Annotated in this window: 16 protein-coding genes; 4 read left to right on the top strand and 12 right to left on the bottom strand. The window is 71.8% G+C overall.

Features of this window, described 5'->3' with window-relative positions; genetic code table 11:
- Positions 1-182: 182 nt before the first annotated feature.
- The 3 genes from ACGG9C_RS08210 to ACGG9C_RS08200 all read right to left on the bottom strand — a co-directional run bounded on the left by ACGG9C_RS08210 (position 183) and on the right by ACGG9C_RS08200 (position 5,952).
- Positions 183-1,427, bottom strand: a complete 1,245-nt coding sequence (locus ACGG9C_RS08210) for an FAD-binding protein (RefSeq protein ID WP_194383894.1) — start codon at positions 1,425-1,427, stop codon at positions 183-185.
- Between the two features lie 183 nt (positions 1,428-1,610).
- Positions 1,611-5,339 carry a bifunctional proline dehydrogenase/L-glutamate gamma-semialdehyde dehydrogenase gene (locus tag ACGG9C_RS08205; RefSeq protein WP_194383895.1) on the bottom strand — a complete coding sequence of 1,243 codons (3,729 nt, stop codon included), beginning with the start codon at positions 5,337-5,339 and terminating at the stop codon, positions 1,611-1,613.
- A 52-nt stretch (positions 5,340-5,391) separates the two neighbouring features.
- On the bottom strand, positions 5,392-5,952 hold the full coding sequence (locus ACGG9C_RS08200; protein ID WP_194383896.1) for a thioesterase family protein: 561 nt from the start codon (positions 5,950-5,952) through the stop codon (positions 5,392-5,394).
- A 197-nt stretch (positions 5,953-6,149) separates the two neighbouring features.
- Here ACGG9C_RS08200 and ACGG9C_RS08195 point away from each other — a divergent pair, with 197 nt between their 5' ends.
- The gene (locus ACGG9C_RS08195) at positions 6,150-6,656 is read left to right on the top strand and encodes a GNAT family N-acetyltransferase (RefSeq protein ID WP_071045967.1); all 507 of its coding nucleotides are present in this window, start codon (positions 6,150-6,152) and stop codon (positions 6,654-6,656) included.
- Positions 6,657-6,661: 5 nt separating this feature from the next.
- Positions 6,662-7,426 (top strand): coenzyme F420-0:L-glutamate ligase, encoded by a 765-nt coding sequence (gene cofE, locus ACGG9C_RS08190; RefSeq protein WP_194383897.1) that lies wholly within the window; start codon positions 6,662-6,664, stop codon positions 7,424-7,426.
- A 368-nt stretch (positions 7,427-7,794) separates the two neighbouring features.
- On the opposite strand, the gene ACGG9C_RS08185 is transcribed toward cofE, so the two are convergent.
- From ACGG9C_RS08185 to ACGG9C_RS08160, 6 genes are all read right to left on the bottom strand, one after another.
- A complete protein-coding gene (locus tag ACGG9C_RS08185; protein WP_390178514.1) occupies positions 7,795-8,658 on the bottom strand; it encodes a hypothetical protein in 864 nt (287 codons plus the stop codon).
- On the bottom strand, positions 8,655-9,341 hold the full coding sequence (locus ACGG9C_RS08180) for a response regulator transcription factor (RefSeq protein ID WP_194383899.1): 687 nt from the start codon (positions 9,339-9,341) through the stop codon (positions 8,655-8,657). The genes ACGG9C_RS08185 and ACGG9C_RS08180 overlap by 4 nt, the downstream gene beginning before the upstream one ends.
- Complete coding sequence (locus ACGG9C_RS08175) at positions 9,329-10,591, bottom strand: histidine kinase (RefSeq protein ID WP_071045974.1); 1,263 nt, start codon at positions 10,589-10,591, stop codon at positions 9,329-9,331. The genes ACGG9C_RS08180 and ACGG9C_RS08175 overlap by 13 nt, the downstream gene beginning before the upstream one ends.
- A gap of 88 nt (positions 10,592-10,679) precedes the next feature.
- Positions 10,680-11,600, bottom strand: a complete 921-nt coding sequence (locus ACGG9C_RS08170; RefSeq protein WP_228480844.1) for a cytochrome b/b6 domain-containing protein — start codon at positions 11,598-11,600, stop codon at positions 10,680-10,682.
- Positions 11,601-12,424: 824 nt separating this feature from the next.
- Complete coding sequence (locus ACGG9C_RS08165; RefSeq protein ID WP_194383901.1) at positions 12,425-13,393, bottom strand: electron transfer flavoprotein subunit alpha/FixB family protein; 969 nt, start codon at positions 13,391-13,393, stop codon at positions 12,425-12,427.
- Between the two features lie 10 nt (positions 13,394-13,403).
- Entirely contained in the window at positions 13,404-14,180 is a 777-nt protein-coding gene (locus ACGG9C_RS08160) for an electron transfer flavoprotein subunit beta/FixA family protein (protein WP_194383902.1), read from the bottom strand.
- 92 nt (positions 14,181-14,272) lie between these two features.
- On the opposite strand from ACGG9C_RS08160, the gene ACGG9C_RS08155 reads away from it, so the two are divergent.
- A complete protein-coding gene (locus tag ACGG9C_RS08155; protein ID WP_071045981.1) occupies positions 14,273-14,809 on the top strand; it encodes a MarR family winged helix-turn-helix transcriptional regulator in 537 nt (178 codons plus the stop codon).
- Positions 14,810-14,907: 98 nt separating this feature from the next.
- On the opposite strand, the gene ACGG9C_RS08150 is transcribed toward ACGG9C_RS08155, so the two are convergent.
- Genes ACGG9C_RS08150 through ACGG9C_RS08140 form a run of 3 tightly spaced genes read right to left on the bottom strand, consistent with a single transcriptional unit; the run spans position 14,908 to position 17,779 of the window.
- The gene (locus tag ACGG9C_RS08150; RefSeq protein ID WP_071045983.1) at positions 14,908-15,684 is read right to left on the bottom strand and encodes an enoyl-CoA hydratase; all 777 of its coding nucleotides are present in this window, start codon (positions 15,682-15,684) and stop codon (positions 14,908-14,910) included.
- On the bottom strand, positions 15,681-16,598 hold the full coding sequence (gene mmsB / locus ACGG9C_RS08145) for a 3-hydroxyisobutyrate dehydrogenase (protein WP_194383903.1): 918 nt from the start codon (positions 16,596-16,598) through the stop codon (positions 15,681-15,683). Before mmsB ends, ACGG9C_RS08150 begins: the two co-directional genes overlap by 4 nt.
- Positions 16,595-17,779, bottom strand: a complete 1,185-nt coding sequence (locus tag ACGG9C_RS08140; RefSeq protein ID WP_228481137.1) for an acyl-CoA dehydrogenase family protein — start codon at positions 17,777-17,779, stop codon at positions 16,595-16,597. The genes mmsB and ACGG9C_RS08140 overlap by 4 nt, the downstream gene beginning before the upstream one ends.
- Before the next feature lie 246 nt (positions 17,780-18,025).
- Here ACGG9C_RS08140 and ACGG9C_RS08135 point away from each other — a divergent pair, with 246 nt between their 5' ends.
- Positions 18,026-21,847, top strand: a complete 3,822-nt coding sequence (locus tag ACGG9C_RS08135) for a choice-of-anchor I family protein (protein WP_194383904.1) — start codon at positions 18,026-18,028, stop codon at positions 21,845-21,847.
- Positions 21,848-21,982 lie beyond the last annotated feature (135 nt).

Genomic DNA, 21,982 nt, shown 5'->3' with positions numbered 1-21,982 from the left:
TCACGCCGAGGTCGCGCCGGACGGGCGCATCCGGCACGCGTCGTCGTCGGAGATTCGCGCCGATGTCGGAGGATCTGCGCCGAATCCTCCGACATCCGGCCGATTCTCCGACATCGGCGGGGCGGGGGGCGGGGGGCGGAGCGGAGCGGGGGCCGGGTGGGCCGGGGCGGGTGAGGATGCGGTCAGAGGCCGAGGGCGGCGAGGTAGGCGTTGCCGAAGCGGCGGCCGGGGTCGAGGCGGTCCCGCAGCGCGGTGAAGTCCCGCCAGCGGGGGTAGCGGGCGGCGAGGGTCGCGGCATCCATCGCGAAGACCTTGCCCCAGTGCGGGCGCGCCGAGTCCGGCAGCGCCTCCTCGATGAGCGGCAGCACCGCACCGACGGCATTCGGGTCGAGGCGCCACGTGAAGTGCAGACCGACGGTGTCGCGGCCGTACGCGGCACTCAGCCACAGGTCGTCGGCCGCCATCGTGCGCACCTCGCACACCTGCAGCGCCGGGGCGATCCGCGGCGCGAGGCGGCGAAGCGCATCGATCGCCGCAGGGGCGTCGGCGCGATCGACGAGGTACTCGCTCTGCAGCTCGTCGCCCGCCGACGGAGTGAACTCGAGGCGGAAGTGCGGCAACCGCGCGAACCACGGACCGGGTTCGCCGCCCTGCACGGTGCACGGGGCGGGGTCGATGCCCGGCAGCGGATGCCGCGGCCCGTCGGCCTCGCGCCCGCCGAGCGCGCGCAGCGCGTCGTGATCAGCGTGCCCCGGGCGGGCCTTCACCCACACCTGGCCGATCGCGTCGGCGTCCTGCCACGTCGTGAACATGCTCACACTGTCGCCGGCGCCGGTCACGGCGGAGATCTCCGGCAGCACGTCGTCCCACCGGACGCCTTCGAACACCGTCTGCGCGATCTCGTACGCCGGCTCGACCTCGAGGGTCAGGTGGGTGACCACGCCGAGTGCCCCGAGCCCCACGACGGCACCGGCGAAGTCGGCGTCGCCGCGGCGCAGCACGAGGGTTTCCCCCTCGGCGGTCACGAGTTCCACCGCCGTCACCTGGGTGCCCAGGGTGCCGATCCGGTCGCCGGACCCGTGCGTCCCGGTCTGCACCGCACCGGCGACGGAGATGTGCGGCAGCGAGGCGAGGTTGGCGAGTGCCACACCGGCGGCGTCGAGGGCCGGCACGACGTCGCCGTGGCGGAGACCGGCCGGCACGCGCGCGAGGCCGGCGGCCGCATCCACCTCGACCTCGCCCGGCAGGTGGGCGAGCGAGACGAGCACGCCCTCGGTGTCGGCGATGTCGGTGAAGGAGTGGCGGCTGCCGAGGGCTCGCACGCGGGGCTCCTCCACGACGATGGCAGCGAGCTCGTCGAGGCTTCGGGGTTCAGCGATGCGCCGCGCCCGGTAGGTGACATTGCCGGCCCAGTTGCGCTCGCTCATCCCCTCATTCCAGCATGCCTGCGACACGCGGCGCCGCTGTTTCGAAACCGCACCGTCGGAGATTCGCGCCGATGTCGGAGAATCCGCGCCGAATCCTCCGACCTCGGGGCGATTCTCCGACATCCGGGCGGCCGGCACGGGGTCCGCGAGGCCGCCTCAGACCGAGATCCTTCACCCCGCGGGTCAGATCACCGCGTCGGACCACGGGTCGGGGTTGCCGAACCGGTGGGCGGTGATCGAGACGGCCTGCTCGTGCAGGAAGGGCAGCAGCTCGATGCGACCGGCCGTGGTGACCTCCGAGTCGTACACGGCGAGATCGGGATCGCCGCCCGTCCCCTCGGCGAGCGCGCGGTGCAGCGGCGGCAGGGAGTCGCGGGTTCCGACCAGCCGCGCCCGAGGGGGTCGGTTCGGCAGGGTCATCCGCCCGATCCACTCCGCATCGCTCTCGACGTAGACGGTCACGCCGTGGTCGTCGAGCGTGCGCCGCACTTCGGCCGGCAGCCCCACCGGCGCACTGACGGTGATCGACGAACCGGAGCGGATGCCGGCGACGATCACGCGCAGCAGCGCCTGCCAGGTCGCGTCGCCCGCCGCCCGCACCGCGACGTCGACCGGGCGATAGCGGAACAGGTTCCGCTCGATGCCGAGCCCCGACACGTCGCGCACCTGGCCGAACTCCCGACTCCACACCACCGCATCCGACAGCGCACCCCGACGCAGCCAGTCGAAGGCGTCGTACGACAGCGACGGCTGGGCGGATTCGATGACGGCGGTGATGCGGGAGTCGAGCCCCTTCAGGTGGAGCGTCTGCGAGCCGGCCCCACCGGGGGTCGGCCGCCACGAGCCGAGCCCGATGAGGTAGTTCGGTCCGCCCGCCTTCGCTCCCGGCCCGACCGACGAGCGCTTCCACCCGCCGAAGGGCTGACGCTGCACGATCGCACCCGTGATGCCGCGGTTGACGTAGAGATTGCCGGCCTGCACGCCGTCGAGCCACCGGGCGAGGTCGTCGGGGCTCTGCGTGTGCAGGCCCGCTGTCAGGCCGTACGCGACGGCGTTCTGGAGGTCGATGGCCTCCTCGAGCGACGCGGCGTGCATGATGCCGAGCACGGGCCCGAAGAACTCCTCGAGATGCATGCGCGATCCCGGCTGCACCCCGACGCGCACTCCCGGCGTCCACAGACGACCGTCGTATGCGGGTCCGGCGTCGAGCAGGGTCGGCTCCACGAGCCACTGCTCGCCGTCGTCGAGGGTCGAAAGCGCCCACTCCAGCTTGCCCTGCGGCTTCTCGATGACCGGGCCCACCTCGGCGAGCGGATCCGTCGGCGGCGCGACGCGCAGCGATCGCACCGCGTCGACGAGCTGCCGGGAGAACCGCCTCGACCGCCCGACCGGGCCGACGAGGATGGCCAGCGACGCCGCCGAGCACTTCTGACCGGCATGACCGAAGGCGCTCTTGACGAGGTCGGATGCGGCGAGGTCGAGGTCGGCGGAGGGCGTGACGATCACGGCGTTCTTGCCGCTCGTCTCGGCCAGCAGCGGCAGATCGGGGCGCCACGAGCGGAACAGCGCGGCGGTGTCCCACGAGCCGGTGAGGATGACGCGGTCGACGTCGGGATGAGCGATGAGTCGTCGGCCGAGGTCGGCCTCGTCGATGTCGACGAACGCGAGCACGTCACGGGGCACCCCGGCGGACCACAGCGCTTCGGCGACGACCGCCGCGCAGCGCCGCGACGGCGGCGCGGGCTTGAACACGACGCCCGACCCGGCGGCGAGCGCGGCCAGCACGCCGCCCGCGGGGATCGCGATCGGGAAGTTCCACGACGGGGCGACGACGGTGACGCTCGACGGCAGGAACAGCGCGCCGCCCACGCGGTCGAGCTCGCGCGCGGTCGCCGCGTAGTAGTTCGCGAAGTCGACCGCTTCGCTGACCTCGACATCGGCCTCGGCGAACACCTTCCCCGTCTCCGAGGCGGCGACCTCGATGAGCTCCCCCCTCCGCGCCTCCAGGGCGCGCGCGGCGGCCTGGAGCACGGTCGCCCGCTCGGAGGCCGGGCGCGCACCCCACGCGCGCGCCGCATCCCGCACGCCCTGCACGGCGCGATCGAGGTCGGCCTCGTCGTTCACACGGGATGCCGCGACGACGCTCTCCCCCGCGGTCGAGGTCGCGACGCGGGCGAGGATGTCGGCCGCCCACGCCCGGTTGGCTGCGAGCGCCGGGTCGGAGTCCGGCGTGTTGACGAACCCTGGCGCGCCGGCCGCGGGCGCCAGCGTGCGACGTTCGCGCTCGGAGAAGACGGCGGTGTCGACGAACGCCTCGCCGCCGAACCGCACGGCGTCGCCGAACGAGCCGAAGGGCGTCGCGTCGGTGTCGCCATCGTCACCGGAGGAGCGCGCGATGCCGAGGACGGCCTGCGTGAGCCCGCTCTCGGCGGGCGTGCCGGTCTGCGCCTGCTCCGGTTCGCGCAGCACGGCGCGGGCCCCGCCCGCGACGGCGCGCGCGTCGTCGGCATCGGGCTGGGCAGCGCGATCCTGCGCGCGGTTCGGCCCGGCCGGTAGCGACGGGTCGGCGGCCCGAGCCACCGATGCGAGAAAGCGGTCGCGCTCGCGGTCGAACAGCTCGGAGTCCTCGGCGATCTCGAACGCCGCCGACAGGAAGTTCTCGCTCGACGCGTTCTCCTCCAGCCGCCGCACCAGGTAGCTGATCGCGACGTCGAACTCATCCGGCCGCACCACGGGCACATAGAGCAGCACGTGTCCCACCTCTTGGGCGACCGCGGCCACCTGCCCCTGGGCCATGCCCAGCAGCATCTCCATCTCGAGGTCGTCCGAGACGCCGCGGTCGCCGGCGAGCAGCCACGCGTAGGCGATGTGGAACAGGTTGTGCCCGGCGACCCCGAGACGCACGGCGGCGGTGTTCTCCGGCCGCAGCGCGTGATCGAGGCACCGCACGTAGTTCGCGTCGGTGTCGACCTTCGCGTCGTAGGTGGCGAGCTCCCACCCGTGCAGCACCGCGTCGACGCGCTCCATCGCGAGATTCGCGCCCTTCACCAGCCGCACCTTGATGCGCGCGCCCCCGGCGGCCACGCGCTGCCGGGCCCACGCAGTGAGCTGCTGCAGCGCCGGCAGCGCATCCGGCAGGTAGGTCTGCAGCACGATGCCGGCCTCGAGACCGGCCAGGCGGGGGTCTTCGAGGATGCGCGTGAAGACGGCGATGGTCAGGTCGAGGTCGCGGTACTCCTCCATGTCGAGATTGATGAAGGTGTCGTCGGAGGCCGCCGACAGGTAGAGGGGCAGGAGGCGTTCGACGACCGCGTCGACGACCTCGTCGAAGGCCCACATCGAGATGTGGCTCGCGATGGCGGAGACCTTGACCGAGACGTAGTCGACGTCGGGTCGACGGATGAGGTCGTGGATGCCGTCGAGCCGCCGTTTCGCCTCGGCCTCGCCGAGAACGGCCTCGCCGAGCAGATTCAGGTTGAGCCGCGCCCCGGATTCGCGCAGCCGCTCGATGGCCGGACCGAACTTGTCGGGGCGCGCATCCACCACCAGGTGCCCCACCATCTCCCGCAGCACCCGGCGCGCGATCGGCACGACCGGCGCGGGCAGCACCGGGGCGACGGCACCGCCGACCCGCACGGCGCCGCGCAGGTACCACGGCAGGAACTCGGGCACGAGCGGCGCGATGCGGTTGAGGCGCGAGGCGGCCGCACCCAGGCTCTCCGGGCGCATGACGCCGTCGACGAAGCCCATCGTGAACGGCAGCCCGTTGGCGTCCTTGAGCACCCCCGCGAGCCGCTGGGCGGCCGGGTCGGTCTCGACCTGCGCGGATTCGCGCGTCCAGCGCTTGGCGAGCGCGACGGCGCGGGCGGTGAGACTGTCCGAAGACACTCGCGACGGGGAGGGCTGGGACATACGCGAAGCCTACGTCGGCGCACCCGCGGAGCCGAGGAGCGATCCGGGCGATTCAGCCCCAGATGCTGGGGGCCTCGCGACGGGTCGAGGGAAGGGCTGAGGCGGACGCCCAGTCATGGATCCACGCATCGACGTCGGGGATGCCCTCGGGGCGGCCGACCGCGCCGAACAGCTCCTCGTGGGAGAGGGTGCCGCCGCTGCGCTTCATCATGCGGGCGCGGATGACGGCACGGGCATAGACCTCGCCGTCGACCACCGCGCGATGCTCGAGGTACACCGCCCGGTCGTCGTGCCCGATGAGCCGCGACTCGACGTCGAATCGCTGCCACAGGTTCAGCGACTTGCGGAAGGTCACCGTCTCCGACGACACGACGGCGTACCAGCCGTGCCGGCGCATCGCGCCGAGCAGCCCGGTGCGGGTGAGCAGGTCCCACCGCCCGAGGTCGAACAGCGAAAGGTATCTGCCGTTGTTCATGTGCTGCAGGATGTCGATGTCGGTCGGCAGGGTCGTCAGGCGGATGCGTCCGACCGCCGTCGGCGACATGGCCCCCTCGCGGCGCATGCGCCGGCGTGCGAGCAGGATCGTCAGCAGGGTGCGCCACCACACATTCACGAGCGCCGATGGTAGCGATTCACGACGTCCCGCGCGATCCGGTTGTCGGAACGGCACAAATCCCTCGCGCGGCGCGCATCCGGCTCTCGCGCGGCGCGCATCCGTTCCTGCGCGCGGCGCGCATCCGTTCCCGTGCTCGTCGCCCGGCGTTCACCGGCGGATTTCCGGCCGGGCGCGGCCGAGCGTAGAGTCACCGCATGGAAGCCGAACTGCAGACCGACATCGTCGTCCGTCCGGTCCGGGACGTGGATGCCGTCGACCTCGGTCGAGTGCACGCGACCTGCTGGCACGAGACCTATGACCACCTCATCAGCAAGGCCGCGCTGGAGAAGGTGTCGCCACGACGCCTGGCGGAACTCTGGACCCACTGGGCCGTGCAGGGCGACGACTTCCGGATGTTCGCCGCACTCGTCGAGGGCGAGATCGTCGGGTTCGCCGGATCCGGTCCCGCCCGCGACAAGGATGCCGTGCGCAACCGCGAGCTGTACTTCATCTACCTGCTCGACGCGTGGCACGGCACCGGCATCGGCCAGAAGCTCTTCGACGCGGTCGTGCCCGCCGACGAGGAGATCTATCTCTGGGTCGCCGAGGACAACCCGCGCGCTCACCGCTTCTACACCCGCAACGGCTTCACGCTCGACGGCGCGACCCACACCGAGCCCTTCCTCGGTGAGACGCTGACCGAAGTGCGCTTCGTGCGCTGACCGGCGTGCTGCAGGCGTGGGCCCTCGAGGGCATCCCCGAGGTCTCACCCGGTGACGATCTGGTCGCCCTGATCGCCGACGCCGTCGCGCACGGCGTTCCGCTGGCCGACGGCGACATCGTCGTGGTGACCTCGAAGATCGTGTCCAAGGCCGAGGGCCGCATCCTGCATGCCGACGACCGCGAAGACGCCATCACCGAGCAGACCGTGCGACTGGTCGCCTCGCGCACGAGCCCGACCGGACACGTGACGCGCATCGTGGAGAATCCCCTCGGCATCGTCTCGGCCGCCGCCGGAGTGGATGCCTCCAACACCCCCGATGGCACGGTGCTGCTGCTGCCCGCGGACCCCGACGCCTCGGCCCGCGCGATCGCGTCCGGCCTGCGAGAGCGCTGCGGCGCCCGCATCGGCGTGCTCGTGACCGACACGCTCGGCCGCGCATGGCGCGAGGGTCAGACCGACCACGCGATCGGCGCCGCCGGCGTGCACGTGTTCGAAGACCTGCGCGGGCACACCGACACCGAAGGCCGACCCCTCGTGGTGACGATGCCGTGCGTCGCCGACGAGATCGCGGGTGCCGCCGACCTCGTCAAGGGCAAGGCCGCGGGGCTGCCCGTCGCCGTCGTCCGGGGGCGCGCCGACCTCGTCGGCGACCTCGACCTGCCCGGCGCCCGCACGATCGTGCGCCCCGCCGAGCGCGACATGTTCCGGCAGGGCGCCGACGAGGCCTACGCCGAGGGGTACGCCGCCGGCCGCGCCGCGCGCGCCTGAGCGCGGCCCTCAGCTGCCGTCACCCTGGGGCCCGCGCCACCCTGAGGCCCGCGCCACCTCAAGGCCACCGCGCGCGCCTCAAACCGTGTGCGCCTCAAGAGGAGATCCCGCTCCGAGAGGACGCTTCGTTGCGGATCCGTCCTCTCCAGCCGGGTTCTCCTCTTGAGCGCCGGACCGGATCCGGGCGCGGGCAGGGGCGCGGGCAGGATGCGGCCGCGGGTCCGAGGCCCCGAGGCCTCAGCGTGCGCCTCAAACCGCGTGCGCCTCAGGAGGAGATCCCGCTCCCAGAGGACGCTTCGTTGCGGATCCGTCCTCTCCAGCCGGGATATCCTCCCGGCCGCGGGACCGCGCGCGCCTGAGCGCGGCCCTCAGCTGCCGGGGATGAGGCGGAGGTCGCCGGCGGAGACGTCTCCGGAGATGCGGTGGGCGGCGTCGGGCGAGGTCTGCAGCCGGTTGGTCACCTCACCGGCCGACACGTCGACGTCGACGGCATAGACGTCGTCGGGGACGACCAGGCGGAGGGATCCGGCGCTCACCGACACCTGCAGGGCGTCGGGGGCGCTCCCGCCGAGTCGCGCGACGATCTCCCCGGCGCTGACGTCGAAGCGCCCGTCGGCCACGTCCGACACATCGAGCCCGATCTTGCCGGCGCTCACGTCGGCGACGACGCCGTCGGCGGTGCCGCCGAGGTCGATCGACCCGGCGCTGACGGACACGTCGACCTCGCCCCAGTCAGCGTCCGCGACGATGCGTCCCGCGGCGAGGTCCAGCGCCGCATCCATTCCGGCCCCTTCGAGTCGCTCGGGCAGCACCAGCACGGCGCTGCCGTTGCCGCCGAAGAGCCACGGGATGCCGAAGAACTCGTCCGGGGTCGAGACGGCGAGGCGGTCGCCGTCGCGCTCGAGCCGCCATTGGTCGGCGGCGGCTGCGCGCGACACGTCGAGGCGCGCCTCGTCGACGTCGGCGAATTCGACGCGCAGCTCGGCGGCCGTGACGTCGACGTCGAGGGTGCGCACGCCGACCGCGTCCGCGGTGTGCGATGCGTCATCGACCATCGCCGCGCCCACGGCCCGGAACGACGTCGCGACCAGCGCCCCGACGATCACGACCACGCCGAACGCGATCGTGAGGATCGCGATGACGGTCGACGACGCGCGCGTGCGCGACGGCGGCGCGGTCGGCGCAGGGGCGGCCGGCGGCTGCTCAGGCGGTGGGGTGAGGGTGTCGGTCATGACGGTTCTCCTGTCTGCGGGGCGCCGGTGACGGGGCCGCCGTGCTCGAGGTGGGCGAGCACGGCCAGGACGCGCCGGTTCCCCGATTCGTCCTGTTCGAGGTCGAGCTTCTGGAAGACGGCGGTGATGTGCTTCTCGACGCTGCCCTCGCTGACGAAGAGGGTGCGCGCGATCGCGTGATTGGACTTCCCCTCCGCGATGAGGGCGAGAACGCTCGCCTCCCGGTCGGTGAGGCGGCTCATCCGTTCGTCGAGGGCGCGGCGCGACAGCAGCTGCGCGACGACCTCGGGGTCGAGGATGGTGCCGCCGGCACCGATCCGCTCGACGCTCTCGACGAACTCGCCCACGTCGGCGACGCGGTCCTTCAGGAGGTAGCCGAGGGCTCCTCCCTTGCCGGCGATGAGGTCGCTGGCGTAGCGCTCCTCGACGTACTGCGAGAGCACGAGCACCGGCAGCTGCGGGTCGGCGGCGCGCAGCCGCAGGGCGGCGCGGATGCCCTCGTCGGTCCGCGTCGGCGGCAGCCGCACGTCGAGGATGCACAGGTCGGGCGAGACCTCGACGACGGTGTCGTCGAGCCGCGTCGCGTCGGAAAGGGCGGCGACCACCTCGTGGCCGGCGTCGGCGAGCAGGCGCACCAGGCCCTCCCGCAGCAGTGCGGAGTCTTCGCAGATCAGGATGCGCATGGCACCGTCACCTCCACCGTCGTCGGGCCCCCGCCGGGACTGTCGAGGCGGAACGTGCCGCCGACGCCGAGCACGCGATTGGCGATGCCGTCGAGTCCGCCGCCGGCGACGACGCGGGCACCGCCCACGCCGTTGTCTTCGATGCGGGCCCAGAGCGTGCCCTCCTCGCGCAGCCGCACGAGCACGCGCGCTTCGGTCCCCCGAGAGTGCTTGGCGGCGTTGGTGAGCGACTCGGCGATGACGAAGTACACCGCGGCCTCGGCGGCCGGACCGCACCGGCCGGGAACGCGCACGTCGAGGGTGACCGGCACCGGCGAGCGGGCGGCGAGCGCCGACAGGGCGGCGTCGAGTCCGCGGTCGTCGAGGACCGAGGTGTGGATGCCGCGGGCGAGCTGGCGCAGCTCGGTGATCGCGGCCTTCGTCGAGGTGTGCGCCTCGGCGATCAGCTCCTTGGCGGCCTGCGGGTCGACGTCGACCTTCTGCTGGGCGAGGCCCAGCGTCATCCCGACCGAGACCAGTCTCGGCTGCACGCCGTCGTGGAGATCGCGCTCGATCCGGGTGCGCTCGACCTCGGCCGATCGCACCGCGCCGGCACGCTGCTCCTGGGAGAGTCGCGCTTCGTGGGCGAGCTGCGCTTCCCGGGAGGGAACGAGGATCGCCCGGCCGAGCACCCCGTGCAGGATGGCGAGTCCCACGAGGGCGGCGGATGCGGCGAGCGCCCCGACGATGCCCACGGGCACGGCGAGGGCCGACCCCACGTCGAGTCCGATGCCGAACAGACGCACGGTCTCGCCCGCGTACAGCGGTGCGAAGGCGCCGGCGATGCCCGCGATGACGGCCGTGAGGAGCGGGACGACGAGAAGACCGAGGACGGTCGAGACCGCGATGCTGGCGATGCCGCGCCACACGATCGGGTCGGTGAACTGCGCCCAGACCATGCGGAGGAACCCGCCGAATCCGGGGCGCGAAGAGCGGCGGACGCGGACCGGTGGCAGCTCCAGGCCGTAGAGGCCGTCGACGCGGGCGTACTCGAGCCACGCGGTGGCGTACATCGCGTAGACGAGCACGTAGAGCAGCAGCAGGCCGACGCCGAGAAGGGGCACGAGGCCCAGTCCGACCCCCAGCAGGGTGAACAGCACGGTGAAGACGGCGGGACCGATCACGCCGAGCGCGGCGAGCTGCGCGAGCGATCCGGCGATCATCGCCGGTGCGGCCGGCCGGCGTCCGGGTGGGGAGTCGGGAGTGGTCATGTCGACAACGGTACGACCGGCCCCCGGCGACGCGCGCCCGAGGGATCCGGAGATCCGACCGGGGGTTATCCCCCGTTCGCGGCTCCGCTCAGCGGCCCGACACCGACCCGAACAGGCGCGCGATGGGCGCCAGCACGAGCGGGCGTGCGGCGACCCAGGCGGCAGCGATCACCACGAGCGAGGCGGCGAAGATCCAGAACCCGGTCCAGTTGTCGGCGTAGGCGTTCGGATCGGCCGAGCCCTGCGCGGCGTACATGTGGTTGAGGTTGCGCAGCGCCCCGGTGGCGAAGACCAGCACGACGTGCACGAAGATGAACGCCACGAAGTAGAGCATCACCGGGAAGTGCACCGCGCGCGCCCACTCCACCGGATACACCCGGTTGAGCGTCTTGGCGTTCTTCGGCCACACCCCTGACATGCGCACGCCCGTGGCGATCGCCAGGGGTGCCGCGATGAAGACGACGCTGAGGTACGCCAGCTGCTGCAGGCTGTTGTAGTTCACCCACCCGTTCTCGGTGGGCCAGTCGAGCGTGAGGTACTGGATGCCGGCCGACAGCGCGTTGGGGAACACCTCCCACGAGGTCGGCACGATCCGCATCCATTGACCCGTGACGAACAGCAGCACGACGAACACGACGCCGTTGGCGATCCAGAGGATGTCGAGCGCCTGGTGGAACCACAGGTTCAGGCTGATCTTGCGCTTGCGGTTCTTTCGCGGGGACCAGAACGCCGTCGGCCGCTTCTCGGTGCGCACGCGCAACCCGGTGCGGATGATCAGCAGGATGAAGAACGTGTTGAGGAAGTGCTGCCATCCGAGCCACGCGGGCAGACCCACCGGCGCCCCCTCCGGCAGGTGGTACTCGCCCGGGAACGCGGTGAGGAACGCCTGCAGCGGCTCGGTGCTCGCGAGCCACCGCATCGCCAGCACGAGCATCGCGGCCGCGTAGACCACGGCGATGCCGCCGACGACCACCGCCCCGACCCACTGCAGCGGCGTGAAGGGACCCATGCGACGGGGCTCGGATGCGGGCGGCGCCGTCCGCGGCGCCCGCCCGTGCCACACCGTGCGCGTGAACGGCAGGGGCTGCGTCAGGTCGGCCCGCGCCGCCACGGCGGCGGCCGGCGTTTCGGGTGCACCGCCGGGTCTCGGCGTGGCATCCGTCTCGGGCGCCACCGCGGCGGGGGCCGGCCGGACGGGTGCCGGGGGCCACGGCTCCCCACCGCGAACCCGCGGCAGCCCGCGGCGGACAGCCCCGCCACCCACCGACTTCCCCTGTTCCGCAGTCGGGCTACCCCGTTCCGCAGTCACTTTCTGTGGGTCAAGCGCGCCCACACCCGCAGCTTCTGACTGCGGAGCGGCGGGCGCGGCAGGCGCGGCAGGCGCGGCGGGCTCGGTCGGCCGGGCCGTCGGCGCGACCGGTTCCGCCGCCGTGGTCTGCGGACCCAAAGCCGCCGCGCCAGCCGATGCCGCGGCGGAAGCGGAGGCGGGCGGCCACGGGTCGCCGCCCTTCACCCTCGGCAGGCCGCGGCGCAGCGTCGACGCCGCCGCGGACCCCACATCCCGCTCCGCAGTCACATTCGACGCATCCACACCCGAAACACCCGCAGAAACCGACTGCGGAACAGAACCGTGCACCCCCACATCCCGCTCCGCAGTCACATTCGACGCATCCACACCCGAAACACCCGCAGAAACCGACTGCGGAACGGGGGCGTCGGCGGGCGGCACCGCATTTACGGACGGAACGGGGGCGTCGACGGGCGGCCACGGCTCTCCGCTCGGCCGCCGCGGCAGCCCCTGCCGCACGGTGCGCGCGTAGGTCGCCATCCGCGCTACTTCCGCTTCGCCTCGAGCGCCGCGATCAGCTGCGGCACGATGGTGAAGAGGTCGCCGACGACGCCGAAGTCGGCGATGTCGAAGATCGGGGCGTCGCCGTCCTTGTTGATCGCGACGATCGTCTTGGCCGTCTGCATCCCGGCCTTGTGCTGGATGGCGCCGGAGATTCCGAGGGCGATGTACAGCTGCGGCGACACCGATACGCCGGTCTGCCCGACCTGGAACGACGCCGGCACGTACCCCGCGTCGACCGCGGCCCGAGAGGCGCCGACGGCGGCGCCGAGGGCGTCGGCGAGCTGCTCGACGAGGGCGAACCTCTCTTCGGAGCCGAGCCCGCGACCCCCCGAGACGACCTTGGCCGCGCCGCGCAGCTCCGGTCGCGACGACGAGACGGCGGCTTCGGCGACGGCGCCGACGGTCGCCGCCTTCCGGCCCGACGGAGCGACCTCGAGCGTCTCGATGACCGGATCGGCGACGGCATCGGCGCGCGCCTCGATCGAGCCCTGGCGCACGGTGATGATGGGTGCACCCCACGTGACGGACGCATCCACGTCGTACGACCCGCCGTACACCGAGTGGTGCGCGATCACGCCTTCGTCGTCGCGCGAGACACCGACGGCGTCGACGCACAGGCCGGATCGACGCCGGGCGGCGAGGCGCCCGGCGACCTCGCGCCCTTCGATCGAGTGGGCCGTCAGGACCGCATCCGGGTCGACCAGCTCGACGGCCGCCGCCAGCGCGTCGACGGCCGGAACCGTGAGTCCCTCGCCCGCCGGGGCGACCAGCACCGTGCCGGCTCCGAGAGCCGCGGCATCGTGCGCCAGCTTCTCCGCGCCGACGAGGACGGCGATCGGCGTGCCGACCTGCGACGCGGCTCCGATCAGACCCGCGGCCGACTTCGTCAGCTCGCCCGCGGGCGTCGCCTCGAGGAGCACCAGCACCGCATCCTTCGCGTATTCCGCCATGTCGTCGCTCCTATGCCAGCCGGTTCTCGACGAGGAAGTCCGCGAGCTTCTCGCCCGCGTCACCCTCGTCGACGATCTTGACCCCCGCCGCGCGGGGCGGCTTCTCGGCGATGCCGATCATGATCGATCGCGACCACCGCCCGTCGAGCGGGTCGATGTCGAGATCCGCGAGGGTCAGCGTCTCGAAGGGCTTCTTCTTCGCGGCCATGATCCCCTTGAAATTCGCCATGCGCGGGTCGGGTAGCGCCTCGGTGATCGAGATCACCGCCGGGAGCGACGCGGACACCTCCATGGTCCCCGCGTCGCTCGCGCGCACACCTGCGACCTCCACGTCGCCGATCCGCACACTCGTCAGCGCGGTGGCGGCGGGGACGTCGAGCAGTTCGGCGATCATCGCCGGCAGCACGCCGCCGGTGCCGTCGGTGGAGAGATTTCCGGTGATCGCGAGATCGAATCCGATGCGGTCCAGGGCTGCGGCGAGCACCTGCGCGGTGAGGCCGAGGTCGGCGCCCACGAGGCCCTCGTCCACGACCTGCACCGCGGATGCCGCCCCCATCGCGAGACCTCGGCGCAGCGACGTCGTCGCCGCATCCGGCGCCATCGACAGCAGGACGACCTCGGCGTCGCCCGACGCATCGGCATGGGCGAGAGCGACCTCGAGGGCCCGTTCGCCGATCTCATCGAGAACCCGGTCCCCGGCGTCGCGCTGCGCGAGGCCGGTCTCGAGATCGAGCACGCGGTCACCGTAGGTATCCGGGACCTCCTTGACCAGGACCACGATCTTCATCAGGCTCCGCTCCTTCGTCGTGTCGAGTCTATGCGCGCGCCACCGGCCGGGCCCGCTGGGCTAGCGTGGAGACGACGACCCGGAGGTGGAGGATGGCCCGACAGCGCCCCCTGCCCATCGACCCGCTCGCCGAGGCGAAGCGCCAGTGGGTGGCTCACGGCTGGACGGATGCCGCCACCGGCATGTCGGTGGTCACCTCGGTGATCCGCGCGCAGCAGATCCTCATGGCCCGCATCGATGCGGCGCTGAAGCCGTTCGGCCTGTCGTTCGCGCGGTACGAGATGCTGCGGCTGCTCGCCTTCACGCGCGACGGGCGCATGCCGATGGCCAGCGCGATCGCGCGCCTGCAGGTGCATCCCACGAGCGTCACGAACACGGTGGACCGGCTCGTGCGCGCCGAGCTCGCCGCCCGCGAGCCGCACCCGGTCGATGGACGCGCCGCGATGCTCGTGCTCACCGACGCCGGCCGCGACGTGGTCGAGCGCGCGACGGTGGCGCTGAACGCCGAGGTGTTCGAGAACGTCGGTCTCGACGACGGCGACGCCGAAGAGCTTGCCGGCATCATCGCGCGGATGCGCAAGGACGCCGGCGACTTCACCGACCCGCGTCCGGTGCCCGACCCGCTCTGAGCTCCCGCGCATCCAGACCCGGGCGGGCGTCCGAGACCCGGCCGCACGCACCCCGGTCTCGGCGGTGCGCCCGGGTCTCGCGGATGAACGGGTCGGCATCAGCGGTGGGTGAAGTGCGGCGGGCGCTTCTCGCGGAAGGCTGCCATGCCCTCCTTCTGGTCGGCGGTGTCGAAGAGCGCGGCGAAGGCCTGCCTCTCGTAGCGCAGCCCCTCCGCCAGCGACGACTCCTGCGCGGCGGCGAGGGCGGCCTTGGCGGCGTACAGCGACGGCAGCGACTTCTCGGCGATCGTCGACGCGGTCTTCTCCGCCTCCTCGATCAGGTCGGCGGCCGGCACGACACGTGAGACGAGACCGGAACGCTCGGCCTCGGCAGCATCCATCGTGCGACCGGTGAGGATGAGCTCGGCCGCCTTGTACGGGCCGATCGCGCGCAGCAGGCGCTGCGTGCCGCCCATGCCGGGGATGACGCCGAGGTTGATCTCGGGCTGACCGAATCTCGCGGTGTCGGCGGCGAGGATGACATCGCACATCATGGCGAGCTCGCATCCGCCGCCGAGGGCGTATCCCGAGACGGCGGCGATCACCGGCGTGCGCACCGCCGCGAAGCGCGCCCACTGGCCGAAGTGATCGTCCATCGTCATCTCGAGGCCCGACTTGTCGGCCATCTCCTTGATGTCGGCGCCGGCGGCGAACGCCTTCTCCGACCCGGTCAGCACGATGGCGCCGATGCGCTCGTCGGCGTCGAAGCGGGTGGCGGCGTCGACGACCTCGCGCATCACCGTCGTGTTGAGCGCGTTGAGCGCCTCGGGACGGTGGAGGGTGATCCAGCCGACGCGGCCGCGCGTGTCGGAACGGATGGTCTCGTAGTCGATCATGCGGTGCTCCTCGGATCGTCGGACGGGGCGCGGACGCTCTCGATGATGCCCGAGAAATCGCGCCCGGCCCCACCGCCGTCGACGAATTCACGGTAGATCGTGCGGGCGAGCATGCCCATCCGCGCGTCGACACCGGTGAGCTCGACGGCCTTCTCGGCGAGCCCGAGATCCTTGTCCATCAGGGCGCCGGCGAATCCCGGCTCGAAGCCGCGGTTCGCGGGGCTCGACGGAACGAGCCCGGGCACCGGGCAGTTGGTGGTCAGCGCCCAGCACTGCCCCGACGCGTGAGCGGCGACGTCGAACAGGGCCCGGTGCGACAGACCGAGGCGCTCCCCCAGCACGAACGCTTCGGCCACCACGATCTGCGACGCCGCGAGGATCATGTTGTTGCACACCTTCGCCGCCTGCCCGAGTCCCGGTCCGCCGCAGTGCACGACGCGCGCACCCATCACCTCCAGCAGCGGCCGTGCCGCGTCGACGTCGGCATCCGACCCGCCGACCATGAACGTGAGCGTCGCGTTCTCGGCGCCGACCACCCCGCCCGAGACGGGCGCGTCGACGCTGCGCAGCCCCGCGGCCTCGGCGAGAGCATGCGCGGCGCGGGCCTCGTCGACGGCGATCGTGGAGCAGTCGACGAAGAGGATGCCGCCGGGGGCGGCGGCCAGCAGCCCCGGCCGCCCCGCACCGCCGCGGTAGGCGTCGATGACCTGGTGACCGGCGGCGAACATCGTGATGACGACCTCGGCGTCGGCGACCGCATCCGTCGCCGAGTCGACGACGCGCAGGCCGGAGGCGCGCGCCACCTCCCGCGCGCCGTCCACCACGTCGAACCCGACGACGTCGTGCCCGGCGCCGACGAGGTTGCGGGCCATCGGCAGGCCCATGTGGCCGAGACCGAGGAACGCGACCCTCATCGCGAGGCCCCGATCAGCTCGCGTCCGATGATGACGCGCATGATCTCGTTCGTGCCCTCGAGGATCTGGTGCACCCGCAGGTCGCGCACGATCTTCTCGATGCCGTAGTCGTGCAGATAGCCGTACCCGCCGTGCAGCTGCAGGGCGTCGTTCGCGACGCGGAATCCGACGTCGGTGGCGAACCTCTTGGCCATGGCGCACTGCATCGACGCGTCGTCGGATCGCTCATCGAGCGCCGCCGCCGCATCGCGCACCATGCCGCGCGCGGCCCGCAGATCAGTGGCCATGTCGGCGAGCGCGAAGACGACGGCCTGCTTCTCGGCGAGCGGCTCACCGAAGGTGAAGCGCTCCTGCACGTAGCGCGTCGCACGATCGAGGGCGGAGCGGGCGCCGCCGAGCGAACACGCGGCGATGCTCACCCGTCCCCCGTCGAGCGCGGACATCGCGATCCGGAACCCCTGGCCCTCGTCGCCGAGCATGGCCGAGGCGGGCACGCGCACCTCATCGAGGATGACCTGCGCCGTCGGCTGGGCGTTCCACCCCATCTTCTTCTCGGGAGCGCCGTAGGACATGCCCTCCGCATCGGCGGGGACGAGGAAGGCGCTGATGCCGCGCGCGCCGGGTTCGCCGGTGCGCGCCATCACGACGTACACGGATGCGACGCCGCCGCCCGAGATGAACTGCTTCACACCGGTGAGCACGTACTCGTCGCCGGAGCGGATCGCGCTGGTGGTGATGGCGGCGGCATCCGATCCCGCCCCGGGTTCGGTGAGGCAGTACCCGCCGAGGTCCGCCATCGCCGTCAGACGCGGCAGCCACTGCTCGCGCTGCGCACTCGAACCGTAGGTGTCGATCATCCACGCCACCATGTTGTGGATGCTGATGTAGGCCGCGACCGCCGGGTCCGCCGCCGCGAGCTCCTCGAAGATCAGCACGGCGTCGGAGCGAGACAGCGCGGAGCCGCCGGCGTCCTCGCGCACGGTGATCCCCCCGAGTCCGAGCTCGCCCGCGCGGTGCAGCACGTCTCGCGGGAAGTGCTTGCGCTCGTCCCACTCCAGAGCGTGCGGAGCGATCTCGGCGGCGGCGAAGTCCCGCACCGCATCGACGATGGCGGCGCGCTCCTCCGCAGTGCTCACCGACGGCGTGTTCATCGACCCCGTCCCCACCGACTGCGTGCTCATCGACATGCGATCTCCTTCGATCTCATCGGTTTCGCTCACGAGCAACGGCGCGCGCAGAGCATCTCGACTATTTTAGCTGGACATCCATATAATTCCCAGGCCTTCCGATAATCATCGAGCGGTTGCACTCCGCCACGAGAACGCCGATCAGGCTCGCTCGCGTTCGCCGATCGTTCACCCGGCGGCTACCGCCGCTCAATAGACCTGACGGGTATCCCTGCACACCCGACACCCGTCAGGACGGTCATGCCCTCAGCCACGTTCAGACGCGCGGTCGCCGTTGCCACCACGGCAGCAGCGACCTGTGCGCTCGCCTTCGTCCCGATCAGCGCGGCCGGCGCCGCCGTGATCGATCCTCCCGTCACCGACACCAGCGAGAGCGCGACGCTCGAGCTGACGCCGATCGGCACGTATGAGACCGGCATCTTCGATGCCTCCGCCGCCGAGATCGTCCACTCCTACGGCGACCGGCTGTTCGTCGTGAACGCGCAGGCCGGCACGGTCGAGGCTCTCGACGCCGCCAACCCGTCGGCGCCGACGAAGATGTTCGACATCTCCAGCGCGGGCGTCGCCAACTCGCTCGCCGTGCGGGAGGACGGCCTCGGGGTGATCGCGTTCGAGGACGAGGACAAGACGGCGCCCGGACGCCTGGTGTTCTTCGATGCGGACTTCGTGCCCGACGGCGACGCCTCGCCGATCCTCGGAGAGGTCACCGTGGGCGCCCTCCCCGACATGGTCGCCATCTCGGAAGACGGCACCTACGCGGTCGTCGCGAACGAGGGCGAGCCCGCCGACGACTTCTCGGTCGACCCGGAGGGTTCGATCGGCGTCGTCACGCTGCCCGCCGAGAAGGCGGCGCCGGCACAGGACGCCGTCCGCACCGCGGGATTCGACGCCTTCGAGGGGGAGAACCTTCCCGCCGACGTGCGCGTGTTCGGACCCGACGTGGCCGCGCCCGATCAGGGCGAGACGGCACTCGAGGCGAACCGCGTGAGCCGCAACCTCGAGCCCGAGTACGTCGCGATCGCCGACGGCACCGCCTACGCCGCCCTGCAGGAGGCCAACGCCGTCGCCGTCGTCGACCTGGCCTCGGCGACGGTCACCGACATCTGGCCTCTCGGCTTCAAGGACTACTCGGTGGAAACGCTCGACGCGAGCGACCGCGACCCTGAGGACGCGCCGACCTACAACCAGGCCTCCTACGACGGGCTCTACGGCGTCTACATGCCCGACGGCATCGAGGCTTACGAGGTGGGCGGACAGACCTACCTCGTCACCGCGAACGAGGGCGACAGCCGCGAGTGGGGCGAGTTCATCGACGCCGTGCGCGCGAAGGACCTCGGCGACGTCGACGAGACCGACGCGCCGGCCGTCTGCGAGACCAGCCCGCTCGCCGGGATGCTCGAAGACGAAGACCTCGGTCGCCTGAACGTCCTGACCGACATGGGCCTGAACGACGAGGGCACCTGCTTCGACGAGCTCTACACGCTCGGCGGACGCTCCTTCTCCATCTGGACCACCGACGGCGAGCTCGTCTTCGACTCCGGCAGCGACTTCGAAGAGGTCACCGCCGCGGCGGCTCCCGAGTTCTTCAACTCCAACCACACCGAGTCGAACCTCGAGGGGCGCAGCGAGGACAAGGGCCCGGAGCCGGAGAACCTCGCGATCGGGACCGTGGGTGACCGCACGTACGCCTTCATCGGCCTCGAGCGGGTCGGCGGCGTGATGACCTACGACATCACCGACCCGGCGGACGCGATCTACATGAGCTACCTCAACAACCGCGACTTCTCGGTCTCGGTGGAGGATGCGATCGACGACTACGACCCCGAGAACGCCGACCACCGGGCGACGCTCTCGAGCGCCGGCGACCTCGGCCCGGAGGGTCTGGAGTTCATCCCGGCCTCCCAGTCGCCGATCGGCGAGCCGCTGCTGGCAGTCGGCAACGAGGTGTCCGGCACCACGACCATCTACGCGATGGGGAACCCGAACGTCACCGAGATCGACATCCTCACGATCAACGACTTCCACGGGCGCCTCGAGGCGGGCTCGTCCGGGGAGGCCGGCGCCGCCGTGCTCGCCGGCATCGTCGAGGACTTCGAAACCCGTAACCCGAACACCCTGTTCGTCTCGGCCGGTGACAACATCGGCGCGTCGACGTTCACGTCGTTCTCGCAGCAGGACAACCCCTCGATCGACGCGCTCCTCGAGGCGGGCCTGGATGTCGGCGCTGTCGGCAACCACGAGTTCGACCGCGGGTTCGCCGACCTCAGCGACCGGGTGATCCCCCGATTCGGCGGGAACACCGACGACACCGTCACCGAGGAGGAGATCGCGGCGGGGCTGCCCTACAACCTGGGCGCGAACGTCTACGACAGCGAGACCGGCCTGGCGGTGCTTCCGGAGTACGCGATCAAGACGGTCGACGGGGTCGACATCGGGTTCATCGGAACCGTCACGCCGGACACCGCCACCATGGTCGACCCGGCCGGGATCGAGGGGATCGAGTTCGGTGACGAGCTCGAGGCGGCCAACCGCGTCGCCGCGCAGATCGCCGACGAGACCGACGTGCTGATCCTGCTCACCCACTCCGGTGCGGCCACGAGCGACTGCGAGGCCCTCGCGGCCGACCAGGCAGGCTTCGGCTCGCTCGCCACCGGCGCCTCGGCCGACATCGACGCGATCGTCTCGGCGCACACGCACCAGACCTACGCGTGCGACGTCGCCGTCGACGGGACCGACGGCAACACCCGTCCGGTCATCCAGGCCTCCGAGTACGGCAAAGCGATGGGCCTGCTGAACATCGACTGGGACACCCAGACCGAGGAGCTGATCTCCATCCAGGCATCCACGTTCCTCACCGCCGGACTCGCCGAGCCCGACGCCGAGGTGCAGGCGATCGTCGACGCGGCGGTCGCCGAGGCCGACGAGGTCGGCTCCGTGCCCGTCGGAAAGATCAGCGCCGACATCCTTCGCGGCGGCACACCGTCGGGAGCGGACCGCGGCGTGGAGTCGTCGATGGGCAACTGGGTGGCCGACGTGTACCTCTGGGCCACGTCCAACCCGTCCTACGCCGGCACCCCGGCCGAGATCGCCCTGATGAACCCGGGCGGCCTGCGCGCCGACCTCACCTACGCGCCTGACGGCGTCATCACCTACAAGGAAGCCGCCGAGGTCCAGCCCTTCGCGAACACCCTCGTGACGATGACCCTGACGGGGGCGCAGATCGAGGAGATCCTCGAAGACCAGTGGAAGGCCGAGGGCGACCGCCCGAAGCTGCACCTCGGCGTCTCCGAAGGGTTCACCTACGAGTACACCGAGTCCGACCCGCGCTCCGGCGACATCACCGAGATGTTCTACGAGGGCGAGCCGATCGCAGCCGATGACACCTTCACCGTCGTCACGAACTCCTTCGTCGCCAACGGCGGAGACGGGTTCCCGGCGTTCACCGAGGGCACCGACCGCACCGACACCGGGCAGGTGGACCTCACGGCCACCGTCGCCTACTTCGAGGCGTTCGACGTCGTCGACCCGGCGCCGCTCGGTCGCGCGATGGTCGCCGGTTCGGAGAACCCCGGCGGGGAGAACCCCGGGGGCGAGAACCCCGGCACCGGCACCCCCGCTCCCGAGCCGACCGACCCGGGCGGGGAGCTCCCGGGCACCGGCGAGCAGACCGGTGGGGACTGGGCCGAGGTGACGCTCGGCAACGACGGCCGCGTCGAGCAGGGCGGAACACTGACCGTCACGCTGACGGGCCTCGAGGCCGGCCAGCAGGTCGCCGCCACCCTGTTCAGCGACCCCATCGAGGTCACCGGCATCCCGGCGGCGAGCACGGATGGCAGCATCCGCTTCTCGATCGAGATCCCGGCGGACTTCGAGCTCGGTGCGCACCGCCTGGTGATCACCACCGACGGTGAGGACCCGATCGAGATCGGTGTCGACGTCGTCGAGGAAGGCGCCCTGGCCGCCACCGGCGCGGAGCTGCCGTGGGGGATCGCCCTGAGCGGCGCGTTCCTCCTCGTCGCCGGCGGTGTCGCCTTCGCGATCCGGCGTCGTCAGACCGCGTAACCCGCATCCCTCCGACGGCCCTCGATCCCCACAAGGGGTCGGGGGCCGTCGCCGTCTCCCCCGCCGCCGCTGCGAAGGGCCTGCCCGCGCATCCGCCCCTCGAGAGGAGATCCCGCGCCGAGAGGATCGATACGG

It is taken from the genome of Microbacterium sp. MTN4-26, from assembly GCF_042846595.1.
GTDB lineage: Bacteria > Actinomycetota > Actinomycetes > Actinomycetales > Microbacteriaceae > Microbacterium > Microbacterium luteum.
This window is presented reverse-complemented; position numbering and strand designations above follow the sequence as displayed.